The sequence below is a fragment of the Marinomonas spartinae genome, assembly GCF_900089775.1.
GTDB lineage: Bacteria > Pseudomonadota > Gammaproteobacteria > Pseudomonadales > Marinomonadaceae > Marinomonas > Marinomonas spartinae.
The window spans coordinates 732,490-748,502 of sequence record NZ_FLOB01000002.1 but is presented as its reverse complement, the minus strand read 5'-3'; the positions used below and the strand labels follow the sequence as shown (position 1 = coordinate 748,502).

Annotated in this window: 13 protein-coding genes; 7 read left to right on the top strand and 6 right to left on the bottom strand. The window is 43.6% G+C overall.

Features of this window, described 5'->3' with window-relative positions; genetic code table 11:
• Nucleotides 1-26 precede the first annotated feature (26 nt).
• Nucleotides 27-515, bottom strand: a complete 489-nt coding sequence (gene iscR, locus MSP8886_RS07595; protein ID WP_067014329.1) for a Fe-S cluster assembly transcriptional regulator IscR — start codon at nucleotides 513-515, stop codon at nucleotides 27-29.
• A gap of 357 nt (nucleotides 516-872) precedes the next feature.
• Between iscR and MSP8886_RS07590 the strand changes: the two genes are divergently transcribed.
• On the top strand, nucleotides 873-1,415 hold the full coding sequence (locus MSP8886_RS07590) for a hypothetical protein (RefSeq protein ID WP_067014326.1): 543 nt from the start codon (nucleotides 873-875) through the stop codon (nucleotides 1,413-1,415).
• A gap of 59 nt (nucleotides 1,416-1,474) precedes the next feature.
• The gene (locus tag MSP8886_RS07585) at nucleotides 1,475-2,836 is read left to right on the top strand and encodes a DUF2254 domain-containing protein (RefSeq protein ID WP_083200857.1); all 1,362 of its coding nucleotides are present in this window, start codon (nucleotides 1,475-1,477) and stop codon (nucleotides 2,834-2,836) included.
• 38 nt (nucleotides 2,837-2,874) lie between these two features.
• Here MSP8886_RS07585 and MSP8886_RS07580 read toward each other — a convergent pair whose 3' ends face one another.
• Entirely contained in the window at nucleotides 2,875-3,774 is a 900-nt protein-coding gene (locus tag MSP8886_RS07580; RefSeq protein ID WP_067014323.1) for an aspartyl/asparaginyl beta-hydroxylase domain-containing protein, read from the bottom strand.
• 171 nt (nucleotides 3,775-3,945) lie between these two features.
• On the opposite strand from MSP8886_RS07580, the gene MSP8886_RS22320 reads away from it, so the two are divergent.
• Nucleotides 3,946-4,092 (top strand): hypothetical protein, encoded by a 147-nt coding sequence (locus tag MSP8886_RS22320; RefSeq protein WP_175365282.1) that lies wholly within the window; start codon nucleotides 3,946-3,948, stop codon nucleotides 4,090-4,092.
• Nucleotides 4,093-4,104: 12 nt separating this feature from the next.
• On the opposite strand, the gene MSP8886_RS07575 is transcribed toward MSP8886_RS22320, so the two are convergent.
• The 3 genes from MSP8886_RS07575 to MSP8886_RS07565 all read right to left on the bottom strand — a co-directional run bounded on the left by MSP8886_RS07575 (nucleotide 4,105) and on the right by MSP8886_RS07565 (nucleotide 8,147).
• Entirely contained in the window at nucleotides 4,105-5,781 is a 1,677-nt protein-coding gene (locus MSP8886_RS07575) for a SulP family inorganic anion transporter (RefSeq protein WP_067014320.1), read from the bottom strand.
• A 94-nt stretch (nucleotides 5,782-5,875) separates the two neighbouring features.
• Nucleotides 5,876-6,655 (bottom strand): endonuclease/exonuclease/phosphatase family protein, encoded by a 780-nt coding sequence (locus MSP8886_RS07570; RefSeq protein ID WP_067014316.1) that lies wholly within the window; start codon nucleotides 6,653-6,655, stop codon nucleotides 5,876-5,878.
• A 37-nt stretch (nucleotides 6,656-6,692) separates the two neighbouring features.
• Nucleotides 6,693-8,147 (bottom strand): phospholipase D-like domain-containing protein, encoded by a 1,455-nt coding sequence (locus MSP8886_RS07565; protein ID WP_067014313.1) that lies wholly within the window; start codon nucleotides 8,145-8,147, stop codon nucleotides 6,693-6,695.
• A 215-nt stretch (nucleotides 8,148-8,362) separates the two neighbouring features.
• On the opposite strand from MSP8886_RS07565, the gene MSP8886_RS21875 reads away from it, so the two are divergent.
• Nucleotides 8,363-8,716, top strand: coding sequence for a YkgJ family cysteine cluster protein (locus MSP8886_RS21875; protein ID WP_083200856.1), 354 nt, complete (start codon nucleotides 8,363-8,365; stop codon nucleotides 8,714-8,716).
• Between the two features lie 19 nt (nucleotides 8,717-8,735).
• Here the strand turns inward: MSP8886_RS21875 and MSP8886_RS07560 are convergent, their stop codons facing one another.
• Nucleotides 8,736-11,213 (bottom strand): molybdopterin oxidoreductase family protein, encoded by a 2,478-nt coding sequence (locus MSP8886_RS07560; RefSeq protein ID WP_067014310.1) that lies wholly within the window; start codon nucleotides 11,211-11,213, stop codon nucleotides 8,736-8,738.
• A gap of 349 nt (nucleotides 11,214-11,562) precedes the next feature.
• Between MSP8886_RS07560 and nirB the strand changes: the two genes are divergently transcribed.
• From nirB to MSP8886_RS07545, 3 genes are all read left to right on the top strand, one after another.
• On the top strand, nucleotides 11,563-14,103 hold the full coding sequence (gene nirB, locus MSP8886_RS07555; protein WP_067014306.1) for a nitrite reductase large subunit NirB: 2,541 nt from the start codon (nucleotides 11,563-11,565) through the stop codon (nucleotides 14,101-14,103).
• 40 nt (nucleotides 14,104-14,143) lie between these two features.
• On the top strand, nucleotides 14,144-14,470 hold the full coding sequence (gene nirD / locus MSP8886_RS07550; RefSeq protein WP_067014304.1) for a nitrite reductase small subunit NirD: 327 nt from the start codon (nucleotides 14,144-14,146) through the stop codon (nucleotides 14,468-14,470).
• A 66-nt stretch (nucleotides 14,471-14,536) separates the two neighbouring features.
• Nucleotides 14,537-16,003 carry a NarK family nitrate/nitrite MFS transporter gene (locus MSP8886_RS07545; protein ID WP_067014300.1) on the top strand — a complete coding sequence of 489 codons (1,467 nt, stop codon included), beginning with the start codon at nucleotides 14,537-14,539 and terminating at the stop codon, nucleotides 16,001-16,003.
• Nucleotides 16,004-16,013: the final 10 nt, after the last annotated feature.

Sequence of the window (16,013 nt, the reverse complement as noted above, 5' to 3'; positions counted from 1 at the left end):
CACCATTCACTAATGTCTACGCTACCCTAGCCAACAAGAGCGGCACTAATTTTGTCATTCTCAGAACAATTTTTAATACTGTCGGCATTCTGACGTCGAGCAACTTCTCGAACATCATTGCGCAAAACCAATTGCTCTAAGCTAATTTGGCTTAAGAAATCGTGTATTTGATCACTTAAATCACACCAAAGATGATGCGTTAAACAGGTATTTCCACCCTGACAATCACTTTTGCCCTTGCAACCTGTCGCATCAACGGACTCATTTACCGCATCAACGATTTGTGCAACAAAGATCTCCCCTAAGGAGCGACTTAAACGATAGCCGCCACCTGGGCCTCTAACGCTGGACACCAAGGATTGCTTTCGAAGCTTGGCAAAAAGCTGCTCTAAGTATGACAGGGAAATGCCTTGCCGATTTGAAATATCTGATAACGACACGGGACCATGGTCTGAATGTAACGCCAAATCGAGCATGGCGGTTACAGCATAACGACCTTTTGTTGTCAGGCGCATAAGCTATCCAATTAAGACTGTGTATTCATACCAAATAGTACACAAAACCTACTGTTTTGATCAAGTATTTACCTGACTATTTTACTTGGTTATTTAACAGCTATAAAAAAGGGATTCATTCTAATAAGCAAAGCTGGCACATTTTACGTTGCACGCCACAAAAACAAAACCTTCACCCAAAGAATACTCATCATTTCACTATTTATATCACCAAAAGTTCATAGGAATGAGCAAGAATAAAGCCCAGACCTCAAGAAATTGTGCAAAGCACCGTTATAGAGGTATAAAAGCAACATAATAAGAAATAAACATCAGACAGAATGACTTTGTAGCTAAACAGAAGTCGTAGGAGTTAAGATGGCGACATCCACTAATAACAAAGAAAAAGACAAAACTGCCCCAGCCTTAGAAGAGCCCACCAAAAAGAAGAGTGGAAAACTTATTATTGGCTTTTTACTCTGTTTTCTGGTTAGCGTTGGCACTTCTGCAGGTATCACTTTCTTTCTTGCCCCTAAGGAAGCGAAGCAAAGCAGCGTAACAGAGGATAAAGATGTTGCTAAAGAGTTAGCGACGTTCCAGCAAACCATCGACAGTCAAAACGAAAAACTACAAGCCATGAAGGCTGAGAACGACATTCTCAAACTGTACCTAAGACACAGCAGCGCTACAGCATTAAAAAACATTCTTATCAATCAAGAAGATAATATTCAAGCCTTCTTAAAAGTACTAAAAGCCTCCATGGCTGATTTAACCAAGCAACTCCAAGACAACACCCCTGAAATAAAAAATTGGAACGAGCAGTACCAGTACCAACTTGATCTAGCACTCAAAGGCAGCCTTGAGCGAGAGGATTTATTGAAACTCCTAAAAACAGGTGAGCCCAATGAAAAAAGCCAGTAGCGTATTAATACATGCAAATTCGCTAAAATACATTCAAATTTGAGACAGGGTCGTGTCATTTGACATTATTTATAAAAGATACGCAGCTACTAAAAACCTACGATACAGTTAAAACCAGCTTCTGGTTTACACCTTGCCTGATTTTATTGCTGACGATTTCCTGTTGCGCAGTATTGTTATGTATTGACTTCTATTCAGAACTCCACTCGGTCCGCTGGCTACATTTTTTATACCATGCGGACGCCGACATCACTCGCAGCCTACTAACCAGCATAGCTGGTAGCATCATGACCGTCGTCAGTATCACCTTCTCCATCACCATAGTGGCGCTGACCACTGCTTCGTCACAGTTTGGGCCAAGACTTATTCGTAACTTCATGGAAGATACCAGCACCCAACTGGTACTTGGCACATTTATCGCTCTATTTGTCTACTGCCTTGTTCTGGTGCGTATGACTGGCCACTTTGCAAATGGCGATTATCTCCCCGGACTCACTATCGCTGGTGCCATGCTCATGACGCTATTCGGTATTCTGCTACTGATTTATTTTATTCATCATGTGTCGCAAAACCTGCAATCAGATAATGTCATTGATAATGTTCATTTAGAATTACAGCGCACACTCGAAAAAATATTTGATCAACAAAAAGAAGATGAAAACACTGAAAGTCGGCATAACCAACTAACAACTGAATCAGTCAAAACAGACAATCAAAAAGAGATCATTAATCTAGCCGATGCCATTCAGATAAAAAGTGACCAGTACGGCTATATTCAAACCATTAATTACACGTGCCTTTGTAAACTCATGAAAAAGCTTGATGGCTATATCGAGATCGTTGTGAAACAGGGCGATTTTGTGGTCAAACGCATGGTAACCATGAAATGCTATCTTCCCTACCTATCAAAAGAAGACGAACAAGCCCTTCTCCAATGCTTTACTTTTGGTGCCAAACGAACCCCAATACAAGACCCTGAATTCGCCATTCATCAACTTGTCGAGATTGCACTGAGAGCCCTTTCTCCTGGTATTAATGACCCATATTCCGCCATCGCCTGTGTGGATAAACTCACCGCGACCTTGTGTGATATGACACAAAAGACCTTTCCAAAAGGCTATGCCTGTGATGAAGATAACCTTGAACGCGTTTGCTATAAAGTCACTTCATTCCATAACCTTGCCAGTATTGCCTTTGATCAAATACGACAACACTCACAAACTTGTCTGGCCATCAGTTTGCGTCAATTAGAGGGACTGATTCATATTGCAGAGCAGGCAACCGATTCAAGCCACTGGTCTTTTATCGACCATCAAAAACGCATGATCGAACATAGCCTAAAACAGCGCCCACTAATCGATTTAGACAGAAGAGAGATCACTAATCGGCTGCAACACCTAGACAAGCTATTAACAGCATAAAGAAGACAGCAAGAGGCCTAGAACCTCTTGCCAAACAACTAGAAAAATAACAGGTAAATTAAGCCGAGATAAATACCATACTGAACAAAATAGTATAGAGGTTTATTGACGCCTTTTAGCTTTCTCACCCAATTACGCGCTTTATACAAATAGTGGAATGCTTTATTTAAAACACCAACTTTATCTCCTTTAACATTTTTAGTCGCGGAAGCCGCCAATAATGTATAAGACAAAAACTGATTGAACCAATCAACTAAAAAGAAAGTAACAGGACGTTTAACATCGAGAAAAAGCACAATCCTATTATGGTCTGTTTTATTCTCAGCATGATGAATATAGGTTTCGTCAAACATAACGGATTCACCATCTCGCCATGAGTATTTTTCCCCGTCCACTACAATATAGCAATCGTCGGAGTTAGGGGTTACCAACCCAAGATGATAACGAAAAGACCCAGCATACGGATCTCTATGCTCACCCAATCTTGCCCCAGGCGGCAACATGGCAAACATGCCCCCTTTCACACTTGGAATACCCGATAAAAGCGCAACAGTCTTCGGACAAAGCTCCATAGCGGACTTTAGATCAGTGCCGTACCACTTCAAATAAAAACGCTTCCACCCCGTGCGAAAGAAGGAGTTAAAGCCCAAATCATCCAAATCATCAGAGGCTTTAATTTGCGCAGCCTCATTAAGTTTCAACGCCTCATCACGGATCATTTGCCAGTTCTCATCGACTACTTTAAGCTCGGGGAACTCATTAACACTAATATAAGGCGTTTTTTTTACTCGTGAAAACAAGTAAAACAAGCAATTAATCGGTGCTAACAGATTTGAATGATCAGTAATTTTCCGTTTCAACCTTTGATGCTGTACAACCCCACGATTTTGAACATATATTCCACACAATATGAAAATCAGTAAAACAGCCAACCCCATGACATTATCCTTCAATACGATCAGATAAAAAAACTTAACTTAAAAGGAAAAGATATTAAATAAATTCATAACAGAAATTAGATTTTTTAATATTTCTTTTTTAAATCAACACTTATTGGCGTAGTGTGAGGACAGATCGAAACCAAAGCCAGCTAAAAAAAAGAAAAAAAAATGAAAATGAAAAATACAAAAACGGTTTCTTTTAGACAAAATCCACTTTTCTCCCAGAGAAAAGATCTTTCCAGTCAAAATAAGCACGAAAAAACTTATTTTTTACAAGATTTATCAATAGTAACTTGTGAAAAAAGCGAAGGTTAGAAGAAAGGCCATCTACTTAGCGCGTTTTCGAAATGCATCAACAACATCGGCAACCGTCTCATGGTAGGCATCAGCACCAATCAACTGAGTTACTCCAGAACGATCAAGTTCCGAACGGACGTTTTCTGTAACTTCCGCAAACACCAAACGTATTGCCAACGTTTGCAACTCTTCAGAGAGAGACAGTAGGGTTTTTGCAGATGTAAAATCGACATCATCCACGGCTCCAGCATCAATACAAAACCACTGCAATGAAGGCTGAGCACGGGTGACTAAATACATAATCTGATGACGCATGTATGACGCGTTCGCGTAATACATGCTGTGGGTAAAGCGATAGACAAGCAACCCAGGCGCTAGCTGTGCGTTCTTATCCAAAGCAACCGCACGCCAGCGGCCATGATCAGAAGGAACAACCACACTATTATGGGGCTGATAGCCATGACGAGTATGAACTAATAAGGAAAGGGCAATAGCGAGTAAAATCCCCTGCTCTACCCCCCATAAAACAACAACCAATGCGGTAATCAAAGCAACCCAAAACTCCCAAGGACGTTCAGATAATATAGTGCGCATTCCTTTTATGTCGATCAGTTCAACCCCAATAAGAAACACCACTGCAGACAAAGTTGCTTGGGGCAAATAGGTTAAAGGAGCAGTCAGTAGTAATAATACGATGGCAACGATCGCTGCCGTAATCAGATGGACCAGCTGGCTTCGACCTCCCGCACTGTCGACCATTTGAGTTTTGGTGGGACTACCATTGACCACAAATGATCCCGAAAGAGCCGCACCGATATTAGCCGCCCCTAGACCAATTAAATCACCGTTATCATTGACACTTTCTCCATGCCGAGCGGCATAAGCTCTAGATGTCGCGGCACTTTGTGCGATAATGACAATGAACATAGCAAAAGCAGGCGGAATAAGAGCCTCAAATGTTTGCCAACTAAGTGAGGCATCTGGCCAACTCAAACGGGGCAAACCACTGGGAACCGTACCAAGAGATTGAATCCCGTAACCTTGCAAATCCAATAACCAACTAGCCAATATCGCACCAACCACCGCAATCAAGGTCCCTGGTATACGTCTAGATACTCGTCGTAAGCTGAGGATCACCACCAAGGTGGCAATAGCAACAACCATGCTATCAATGTTGGCACTTTCCAATCTCGACCAATGAAGCAATGTGTGATACAAGCTACCGATCCCACCCGCCTGCATTCCTAGCATACCGGCAATCTGACCTAAAGAGACTTGGATTCCAACTCCAGTTAAAAACCCAATAAGCACCGTTCTTGACAGAAAATTGGCCAACATTCCCAGATTAAAAACACGAGCAACCAATAACATAACGCCAACCATTAAGGCCAACACTCCTGCTAACGCTAAATACTCCGGTGACCCAACCACGGCAATGCCTGCTAACGCCGTTGCCAACATAGCAGCCGTTGCGGAATCGGCCCCAACCACCAGTTGGCGGGAAGAACCAAAAAGGGCAAATAAAAACATTGGTAGTAACATAGTGTAGAGCCCTGCCACCACGGGTACGCCTGCAATTTGCGTATACCCCATCACTTCAGGGATAGCGAGGGCGGCCAGCGTCAATCCAGCCATCACTTCTTGAGGGAATTGAGCCCATTTGACCGGTAACACACCTTGAAAAAAAAGATATTGCTTATTACTCATTGCCACACCAATACTCTTCTTGCCAGTCTGCCGTAGGATTACTATTTTTATTTACAGTATTGCCCATGCCTTTACTCATTATCACTTCATGGCGTTATCTAGACGCTACTATTTTTAGCGACAGGCTGATGGGAAAATGATCCGATGAATGAATATCTGTATGCACATGCACATCCACCACGTCTAAGCCACGACAATAAACATGATCGAGATGTTTAAAAAAATGGCTTAGCCTTGGCTGACGTATCAACTTAACTTCCTCTAAAAAAAGAGACATCGCTAGGCTATTAAAATACGCTAATCTTTTTCCATTCCAAGTATTAAAGTCACCAGCCAATATAATCGGCCCATTATGATGTTTTAAGACTTGAAAAACTTGATCCAAATGCGTTTTAAACTTTCTCAAAGAAACAAAGTTTATAATATGGGTATTCACTACCAGCAACGAAGACTCTAGAAAAGAGCTCTCGGCACTGGTAATCGGATACTCCGTCGCCAATAGCATTTTTTTGGTTTTCGTTATCGGCTCACTATAGGGAGAAGCAGAACAAAAATGTTTATTAGCAGTGACGGATGACCCCGTTTTAATCCCTGTTTCGATGCTAGTTTGCAGATTTTTAAAACTGCGCGCCATAATCCATTGATGTTGAGTCGACTGACTGAAGATCACATCGAATGGAGAATTAAAAACGGCTTCTTGTAAGAGTACCAAATCTTTGTCATGAATGAGTGTCTGGAAGTCTTCTTGCCATCCCTCTCTTCGGCACTTAAAAACATTCCATAATAGCACGTCAATGTTTGGCCCCATTACCGCTTTCGATGCACTCCCCATTACCTTTAGGGATTCTATTTTTCGATAACGACTTTTCATCATGAAATATTAGCCTTGTAGAAATCGTGCTATTAATGTCTCACAGGTAAGGTGAAAATAAACGAACCAAATTATTTCGAACTTTTTTATAACTCGGCACAGCTCTAACATCATTCTCAGTAACCAGAGATGCATTCTGTTTCTTTTGCAGAAAGAACTCTGTTAACTGCTTATTTAGCCCCACATCAAAGCACTCTAAATTAATTTCGAAATTAAACTCTAAACTTCTCGCGTCCCAATTTGTCGAGCCTATAAACGACCATATATCATCAATCATGACTATTTTACTGTGATCAAAAGGCCGCTTGTTTTTATAGATTCGTATTCCATGCTCCATAATTCTAGAGAAATTTGCTTCCATTACCCAGTCGATAAATGGAATATTACTGTGTTCAGGTACAATGATTTCAACCAAGACACCGCGCAGTGCTGCCGCATGAAGAGACGTCATCAAGGTTTGGTCTGGGATAAAATAAGGCGTCATAACCTTAACGCTTTTTTGGGCACAACCGATTGCGCTTATTAACGTCCAATGTATTCTATCATGGTATTCATCTGGTCCATCTTGAACCACTCGGGCAATAACGGGTTTGTCGCCCCTTGACGTTTGCGTATCTGGACAATACAAAGGAAACTCAATTAACTCGCCAGTTGCAAAGAACCAATCTTCGATAAAAACTTGGCTAATTTGATCAATAACAGGGCCAGTCACTTTAAAATGGATGTCATCAATAGGATGCTTCGATGACATCACCAAGTTATCTTTACTGACGTTCATACCACCGATATATGCTTCTGCCCCATCGACACACAATATTTTTCGGTGATTCCTTAGGTTAATAAATCGCGTACTGGTCAGCGAGATAGCGGGTAAAAAGCGCGCTGTTTTAACCCCGCGTTTTTTAAGAGCTCTATCTGACTTATGCCAACTGTAACCAATGCCAACCCCATCCAATAACACATTGACGATAACCCCCCGCTCATGGGCTTTGGCTAGCGCATCAACAAACTGATGTCCAAGAGAGTCATAATCAAAGATATAGCTGGATAAAACAATATAATGCTGTGCACGGTCAATGGACTCAATCATAGCTGGATAAGCCATCTCACCATTGATGAGTGGCGCCACTCTATTTCCCGCAACATAATTAACAGGGTGAATGGCATACCCAGCAACGATAGCAGAATGCCAGTTTGCTGGGAGCTGATGGAAATCTACCGTCTTTTCTTCTGGACGAAAATCTTGTTTAAGGGTTTGCGGGTGCTCCTTTCGCGCCAAGCGCTTGATACGATTGATCCCAAACAACCAATAAAACAAGCTGCCCACAACGGGCGATAATATAACAAGACCAATCCAAGCTAGCGATGTACGTTCGTTCTCCTTAAACAAAAGGACATGCAATGATGTCATAATCGATAAACTGACATGCAAAACCACAATGATCGTGACAAAATGGAAGTCAACCCACCTAAACAATACTTCAAATATATGCATAAACCTCAACTCAAAGAATATTCAGCTAAACCATTAATACCGCTAACAACAGCAAGCTCTATCATGTCTTTTATAGTGCCAAGTTACCATGTATTTTATAGTGATAAATGACACCAATAATCAAATGGATAAAGCCGCTTATAAAGCAAGTACAAAGCACTGAGTTAAGCGCTAAACTTGACCAATAAAAAAACAGTAAATCGGATAACCACACCATGATAGATAATCGCAATATTATTGCCAAACTACGCGAGAACATCCCTTCGTTTGCATGCAAACCTGGCTGCCATGACTGCTGCGGTCCTGTCACGGCATCCTCGGAAGAAATGTCACGCCTCCCGGAAAAAACAGAGGCAGAACACGACGCCGCCTTAGCACATTTTAACTGCGTACACTTAGGGGAAAATGGTTGTGAAGTTTACGACGAACGCCCGCTAATTTGCCGACTTTTTGGTACAACACCACATCTGGCTTGCCCAAATCACTGTCGCCCTGACAACATGATTGATCCGGACATTGAAGCTCAGATCCACCACTATATAGCGAATACACGACAAGTTCTGGTATAATCTCACTTTCGATATACTATCAGCAAAGCATGGCGAGAATCGTACTCAATGGTTCATCTATTGCTCTGGCTTTAGGTTGCCTATCGAAGAGTGCTCGCAGTTCGTTAATCTTATTCCTAGAAAGCGCTCCCGTTTTGGTCACGAGTAACTGATTCATTATGCCCTCTTGGTCAAACCCCATTCGAATGTCTCCATTCTCATGGCTCAAACGGATCGTTTGTCCATCACAAAAGCCCAACGCTTTGATGATCTCCTCTAAAGAAGACTCACTGGCAATGTGATAGAGATAGCCAGAGGTGATTTTTTGTCTGGACCAATAGCCCGACAGAGAAAATGTAACAGGCTGACGAAGCATCAAAAGAGCGCTGGTCTGAGCCATAAAAGGCGCAATAGTCACGGGGGTGTATTTAAACTCCGGCTGTCCTGAAACAGGGTCTGTATCGCTTGCGATCAATACACAAGGTTTGCTGTTTGCAGCGGTGACATCATTCCAATGGATTGGCATAAAGATCTCATTGTCACTCATTGACTCACTGAGCACCACACGGGCAAAACAGCTCCCATGTTGATTACGGATACAGGCCAACGCATCAGGATGAAGGGAAAAGGCGGCGGCAGTCTTGGCATTAATCAAGACATAAGGCTCAGGGGTGTGCTCAGCGAGTCGAGAAGACAACCCTGTGCGTGTCATGGTATGCCACTGGTCTCTGGTGCGGCCACTATTAAGTACCAAAGGAAAGGCCTTGGATAACGGGTTTTTAGGCGCACTGTGCTGCACGGCAAGAAAGTTAGCCCGATGGTTGGCTGTAAAAAAACGTTTATCTTCAAAGAATCGCCGGTTTTGAGAAACACCTTGGTCTTCTATAACAGGCCATTGCCGTGGTTGAAAAGATTGATACTCTTCATCAGACACATTCGCCAATCCGGTTAGATTTAAGTCACGCTGACCAGAATCATTATTTAACCCGGTAAGCTGAGCATATTCACGAAAAATATCGCCTTCATGGCGATAGTCAAAAGCCTCTTTAAATCCCATACGCTGGGCAACTTGGGATAAAATCCACCAATCCGGTTTGGCGAGGCCCGGACTGGCCATAAGACGACGCTGCCTTGATATGCGACGTTCTGAGTTGGTAACAGTGCCCGATTTCTCACTCCACCCTTGCGCGGGCAATACTATATCGGCACAACGTGTGGTTGCAGTATCTGCGATGCAATCAGACACCACAACCAAAGGACAATCCAATAATGCTTGTTTGATTTTCGCACTATTAGGCAAGCTGACGACAGGATTTGTCGCCATAATCCAAATCGCTTTAATTTTGCCGGAGGCGAGCGCATCGAACATATCAACCGCCTTTAGACCCGGCTTGGAGGCAAGACGCTGAGTCTGCCAAAATGTTGCCACGGCCTCCCTATCTTTAGGGTTGTCAAACTCCATGTGTGCGACTAACGTATTCGCTAACGCCCCTACTTCTCGTCCCCCCATTGCATTCGGTTGACCCGTCACGGAAAACGGCCCACAACCAGGCACACCTATTTTGCCCATAGCGAGATGGCAGTTAATAATACTGTTCACTTTATCTGAGCCTTGAGTGGACTGATTTACCCCTTGGGAATAAATCGTTAAGACCTTATCCGTCTTCGCAAACGTCTCGTAAAAGCCTGCCAATGTCTGCTCATCCAAGCCAGTAATATAAGACACATCGCCTTCTTGTAATGCGGCCTCCAGCGCTTCGGAAAAGTGGTTTGTATGGTCAGCGATAAAGGAGGCATCAAGCTGTTGCGTTTTAGAAAGATAGTGCAATAAGCCATTAAACAAGGCCACGTCCGCCCCTGGATTTAATGCCAAATGCAGGTCTGCAATTTCACAACTCTCATTACGACGTGGGTCAATCACCACCACGACTAAATTAGGATTAGCTTGTTTGGCAACACGTAATCGCTGGTATAAAACAGGATGGCACCAAGCCAAATTAGAGCCAACTAAAATAACCAGCTCAGCAAGCTCAATGTCGTCATAGCACACAGGAACAGTGTCCATGCCAAATGCACGCTTATGACCAACCACAGACGAGGCCATGCAGAGCCTAGAATTACTATCAATATTACTGGTACCAATAAAGCCTTTAAGCAATTTATTGGCGACGTAATAATCCTCAGTCAAAAGCTGACCCGAGACATAAAAGGCCACAGAATCTGGACCGAACTCCGCTACTGTTTTGGAAAACTGCTGAGCCACCTGATCCAACGCTGTATCCCAATCCGTTTCCTGCCATTGTTTATCGACCTTCATTTTTGGCATTAACAAACGGCCATCCTCGATGACGGTATCCCCCAACGCAATGCCTTTCGTGCATAACTTACCGTGGTTGGATGGATGATCTTTATCTCCTCGGATATCGAGTTTTCCAGTTATCATAGGACGAGCTTCTATACCACAGCCAACCCCACAATAAGCACATGTCGATTTAACCCATCCTTCATCGTTAAGCATAATCCTTCTCTTATGGTTTCTTCCTTTCCTATTTAGCAATTTATCGATTACTCACATGTGGGTAATTGCCCTATTAAGCTTAGCAAAGACCCAACACAGAGACATAAGAATGATGTGCACATGTTTGATGAAGAGCAACGTTTCTCTCATCGGTGCCGAACAGAGTGATCCAGGGTTACTGATAATGAAAGCCGTCAAAGGCATGCAAGATGCACCCTCATTGCAATCGGTAACATCATTACGATTGCCATACAAGAGACGTCACTAAAAGCTAGCCTCGATCAAAAGCAACATACACATCCTGCATTATACTTACCTTTAACGGCCTAACCTGGAAAAGGAACTTCTTATGAAAAAGCAAAGAATTTTAGTGGTTGGTAACGGTATGGTAGGCAATAAGCTGATTGATAACCTCATTCAAGCGGACCATCACCACATCGATATTATGGCTTTTAGCGGTGAACCAAGATTAGCTTACGATCGAGTTCACCTTACCTCTTATCTGACAGGCAACCATGCTCAAGACCTTGCGTTAGTTGATGCTGACTACTACCAACAGCATCAGGTGCATTTCAGCCTGAATGATAAAGTGACACAAATCGACCCGCTTGCTCAAACCGTCACAACCGAGTCAGGCAGACTAGAGTCCTATGACAAACTGGTGCTTGCCACAGGCTCTTATCCTTTTGTTCCTCCTATATCAGGTAATGACCAAGAGCACTGCCATGTCTATCGTACTCTTGAAGATCTGGACGCCATCAAACGCTCCAGTCAACGAAGCAGAGCCGGCGTAGTGATTGGTGGCGGATTACTGGGGTTAGAAGCAGCAAACGCCATCCAAAACCTTGGCCTTGAAACCCATATAGTGGAATTTGCGCCGCGTCTCATGGCAGTACAGCTGGACCAAGAAGGTGGCGATCTACTCCGTCGTAAAATTGAAGCGATGGGAGTGACTGTTCATACCCAAAAAGTAACCACCGAAATCGTGGCTGGGGAAACCTTACGTTATCGCATGAACTTTAACGATGGCAGCCATCTTGAAACCGACATGATCGTCTTTTCAGCTGGTATACGCCCACAAGATAAATTGGCGAGAGCAGCGGACATCGCCGTCGGTGAGCGTGGTGGCATTGAAATAAACCAATATTGCCAAACCAGCCATGCCAACATCTACGCCATTGGCGAGTGTGCCTTATGGCAACAGCAAATTTTTGGGCTCGTCGCACCTGGTTATCAAATGGCGAAAGTCGCCGCTCAGCACATTCTCTCTCCCGAACAGACTACACCGTTTACCGGTGCCGATATGAGCACCAAGCTGAAATTGCTGGGGGTTGATGTAGCCAGTATTGGGGAGGTTCACGGTAAAACTGAAGGTACCCTCTCCTACACCTACAAAGATGATATTGAACAAGTTTATAAGCACTTAATTGTTTCCTCCGACAAAAAGAAAATCGTTGGAGTCGTATTAGTCGGAGATACCCAAGCCTATTCCAATTTATTGCAAATTCGTCAAAACGGCATGCCACTGCCAAACAATCCTTCAGTACTGATTCTACCAAACCTAGTCAATGATGATTCTGCGGCCATCGGCGTCGAGGCGTTACCAGACAAAGCCATCATCTGTTCGTGTTTTGATGTGTCTAAAGCGGCGATTAAACAGGCCATAATCAGCGGCTGTGTCAATATGGCCGACCTAAAAGCAAGTACCAATGCTTCAACGGGATGCGGTGGCTGCAGTGCTTTAGCCAAACAAGTACTTGATAGCGAGTTAGCGAAACTGGGCGTCGAAGTCAACAATCACCTATGCGAACATTTTGCTTACTCCCGCCAAGAACTCAGTGATCTTATTCGCGTACAACAAATCAAAACATTTGAGGCATTACTGGCTCGCTATGGTAACGGCCATGGTTGCGAAGTGTGCAAACCAACCGTCGGCTCCATCTTAGCGTCGTTTTGGAATGACTATATTTTGCAGCAAGAACATTTGGAGCTTCAAGACACCAATGACCTTTATCTAGGGAACATGCAAAAAGATGGAACCTACTCCGTAGTACCCCGCATTCCAGCAGGAGAAATCACCCCTGAACGTTTAATTGTCCTCGGTGAAGTCGCCCGCGATTTTAACTTATACAGCAAAATAACCGGGGGGCAGCGTATCGATTTATTTGGCGCCCAATTAAACGATTTACCTGCCATCTGGCAACGTCTGGTAGATGCTGGGTTTGAAACAGGCCACGCCTATGGCAAATCACTGCGTACCGTCAAATCCTGCGTTGGCAGCGCCTGGTGTCGCTATGGCGTTCAAGACAGCATGGAGTGTGCAATCGATTTAGAAAATCGCTACAAAGGATTGAGATCACCACATAAATTGAAGTTTGCGGTTTCCGGTTGCACCCGCGAATGCGCTGAAGCCCAATCAAAAGACATTGGAGTGATCGCCACGGACAAAGGATGGAATTTATTCATCTGCGGAAACGGAGGCATGCGCCCTCGTCATGCAGATCTGTTTGCAACAGACCTCGATACGACAACCTTAATTCGTTATATCGACCGACTATTGATGTTCTACATTCGCACTGCTGACCGATTACAACGCACCTCTGTCTGGCTAGAAAACCTTGATGGCGGCATAGACTACCTAAAAGACATCATTATTGACGATAAATTAGGACTAGGGGCGGAGCTCGAACAAGCAATGGCCGACAGTATTTCTAAATATCAATGTGAATGGAAAACCACACTGGAATCGCCAGAAAAGCGCCAACGCTTTCAACACTTTATTAATAGCTCAGAGCGAGATGATGGCGTTCAATTTATAGAGATTAGACATCAAAAATCCCCCGCTCCAAAAGGTAATACGTTAGAGATAGATAAGCCTGTTACGGCCTAATCATTCTGCTAATTAACTCTATATAAAATGAGGAATGGTCATGAATAACTGGCTAACCATTTGCAACATCATAGACATTGCCCCCAACACTGGCGTTTGCGCGAAAGTGGGAGAGAAACAAGTCGCTATTTTTTTCCACAAAAGAACGGATGCCTTATATGCCATATCTAACTATGACCCCATAGGCAAAGCGAACGTGTTATCCCGAGGCATTATTGGCTCGATTGGTGACCGACTATGTGTCGCCTCACCTCTGTATAAACAGCATTTTGATCTGCAAACAGGTACCTGCCTTGAGGATCCTAGTGTGCACATTAACGTGTACAAGGTTCGACAAAACAGCGGCCTAGTTCAAATACATCAATAATGACGCCAAATACCCCATCAGAACATGTCATCACTCATGATCTTTGATAAAGGATAGGAACACAGTATGGAACACTCTAAATTCTCACTGTTCAGTTTTACCGGAAAAATGAAAATTCTCCATTTAAGTTGGATGGCTTTCTTCATCACCTTTGTGGTGTGGTTCAACTTTGCCCCTATGCTAGAGATGGTCAAAAGCACCCTTGGACTGTCCAATCAAGAAATAAAAACGCTGCTCATTCTTAACGTTGCGCTCACCATCCCAGCACGTGTTTTCATTGGCATGTTAACGGATCGGTTTGGGCCACGTTTAGTCTATTCGGCGCTCTTAGCTCTCTGCTCAATACCTTGTTTTATGTTTGCGTTCGCCGATACCTTTTTACAAGCCGCCATTGCACGCTTTTTATTAGGCTTTATTGGCGCGGGTTTTGTTATTGGTATTCGACTGATCTCTGAATGGTTTCCCCATAACCAACTGGGCACAGCAGAGGGTATTTATGGTGGCTGGGGAAACTTTGGTTCAGCCGCTGCGGCTTTCTCTTTACCTACACTGGCGATTGTTTTTGGTGGTGAAAATGGTTGGCGTTATGCAACCGCACTAACAGGTCTGATGAGTTTACTATTCTCTATTGTGTTTTATCTAAACGTGGCAGACACACCCAAAGACTCAACCTATTTTCGACCTAAACATTTATCGGCCATGGAAGTCACGTCCAAAGGCGACTTCATCTTTCTGTTGATTATGAAAATTCCCATGTACGCGGTACTGGCCTTATTAGCGTGGAAGCTATCACCAAGTGGTATCAACATGATTGAGCAAGATGTTGTTTATGTCATTGATGCTGTACTTATTGCTATCTATCTACTGGAAGTGAAGCAGGTTTGGCAGGTTAATAAAAATATTTTCACTACACCTGTTGAGCCAATCCACCAATATAAATTTAAGCAAGTAGCGGTGCTCAATGGCTTGTATTTTGCCACATTTGGTTCTGAACTCGCCGTGGTCTCTATGTTGCCATTGTTCTTCTCCGATACCTTTACCTTAACCCCAGTCATGGCTGGCATGGTAGCCTCTTCCTATGCCTTTATGAATTTAATGTCGCGTCCTGGCGGCGGCATACTCTCTGACAAGTTTGGCCGGAAAACGACCTTAATCGCTCTGACTGCTGGCCTATCATTAGGGTATTTATTAATGGCTCAAGTCAACAGCTCATGGCCTATCGGCCTCGCCGTTACAGCCGTTATGGCTTGCTCTTTCTTCGTACAAGCCGGTGAAGGAGCGGTCTTTGCGACCGTACCACTAATCAAACGTCGTATGACAGGGCAAATAGCAGGGATGACAGGAGCTTATGGTAACGTCGGATCCGTTGTATATTTAACAATACTCTCCTTCGTAAGTTATCAAACCTTCTTCTACGTGATTGCTGCAACCGCCGTCATCGGATTTCTGACATTGTTTTTTCTAGAAGAGCCACAGGGAGAAATTGCTGAAATTAATGCGGATGGTACCGTCACTATGATTAACGTCTCTTAACAACAGCAAG

Bases quoted from the DNA above. Each gene is read 5' to 3' on its own strand.
- iscR (WP_067014329.1), bottom strand. From the start codon at position 515: ATGCGCCTGACAACAAAAGGTCGTTATGCTGTAACCGCCATGCTCGAT.
- MSP8886_RS07590 (WP_067014326.1), top strand. From the start codon at position 873: ATGGCGACATCCACTAATAACAAAGAAAAAGACAAAACTGCCCCAGCC.
- MSP8886_RS07580 (WP_067014323.1), bottom strand. From the start codon at position 3,774: ATGGGGTTGGCTGTTTTACTGATTTTCATATTGTGTGGAATATATGTT.
- MSP8886_RS22320 (WP_175365282.1), top strand. From the start codon at position 3,946: ATGAAAATGAAAAATACAAAAACGGTTTCTTTTAGACAAAATCCACTT.
- MSP8886_RS07575 (WP_067014320.1), bottom strand. From the start codon at position 5,781: ATGAGTAATAAGCAATATCTTTTTTTTCAAGGTGTGTTACCGGTCAAA.
- MSP8886_RS07570 (WP_067014316.1), bottom strand. From the start codon at position 6,655: ATGATGAAAAGTCGTTATCGAAAAATAGAATCCCTAAAGGTAATGGGG.
- MSP8886_RS07565 (WP_067014313.1), bottom strand. From the start codon at position 8,147: ATGCATATATTTGAAGTATTGTTTAGGTGGGTTGACTTCCATTTTGTC.
- MSP8886_RS21875 (WP_083200856.1), top strand. From the start codon at position 8,363: ATGATAGATAATCGCAATATTATTGCCAAACTACGCGAGAACATCCCT.
- MSP8886_RS07560 (WP_067014310.1), bottom strand. From the start codon at position 11,213: ATGCTTAACGATGAAGGATGGGTTAAATCGACATGTGCTTATTGTGGG.
- nirB (WP_067014306.1), top strand. From the start codon at position 11,563: ATGAAAAAGCAAAGAATTTTAGTGGTTGGTAACGGTATGGTAGGCAAT.
- nirD (WP_067014304.1), top strand. From the start codon at position 14,144: ATGAATAACTGGCTAACCATTTGCAACATCATAGACATTGCCCCCAAC.
- MSP8886_RS07545 (WP_067014300.1), top strand. From the start codon at position 14,537: ATGGAACACTCTAAATTCTCACTGTTCAGTTTTACCGGAAAAATGAAA.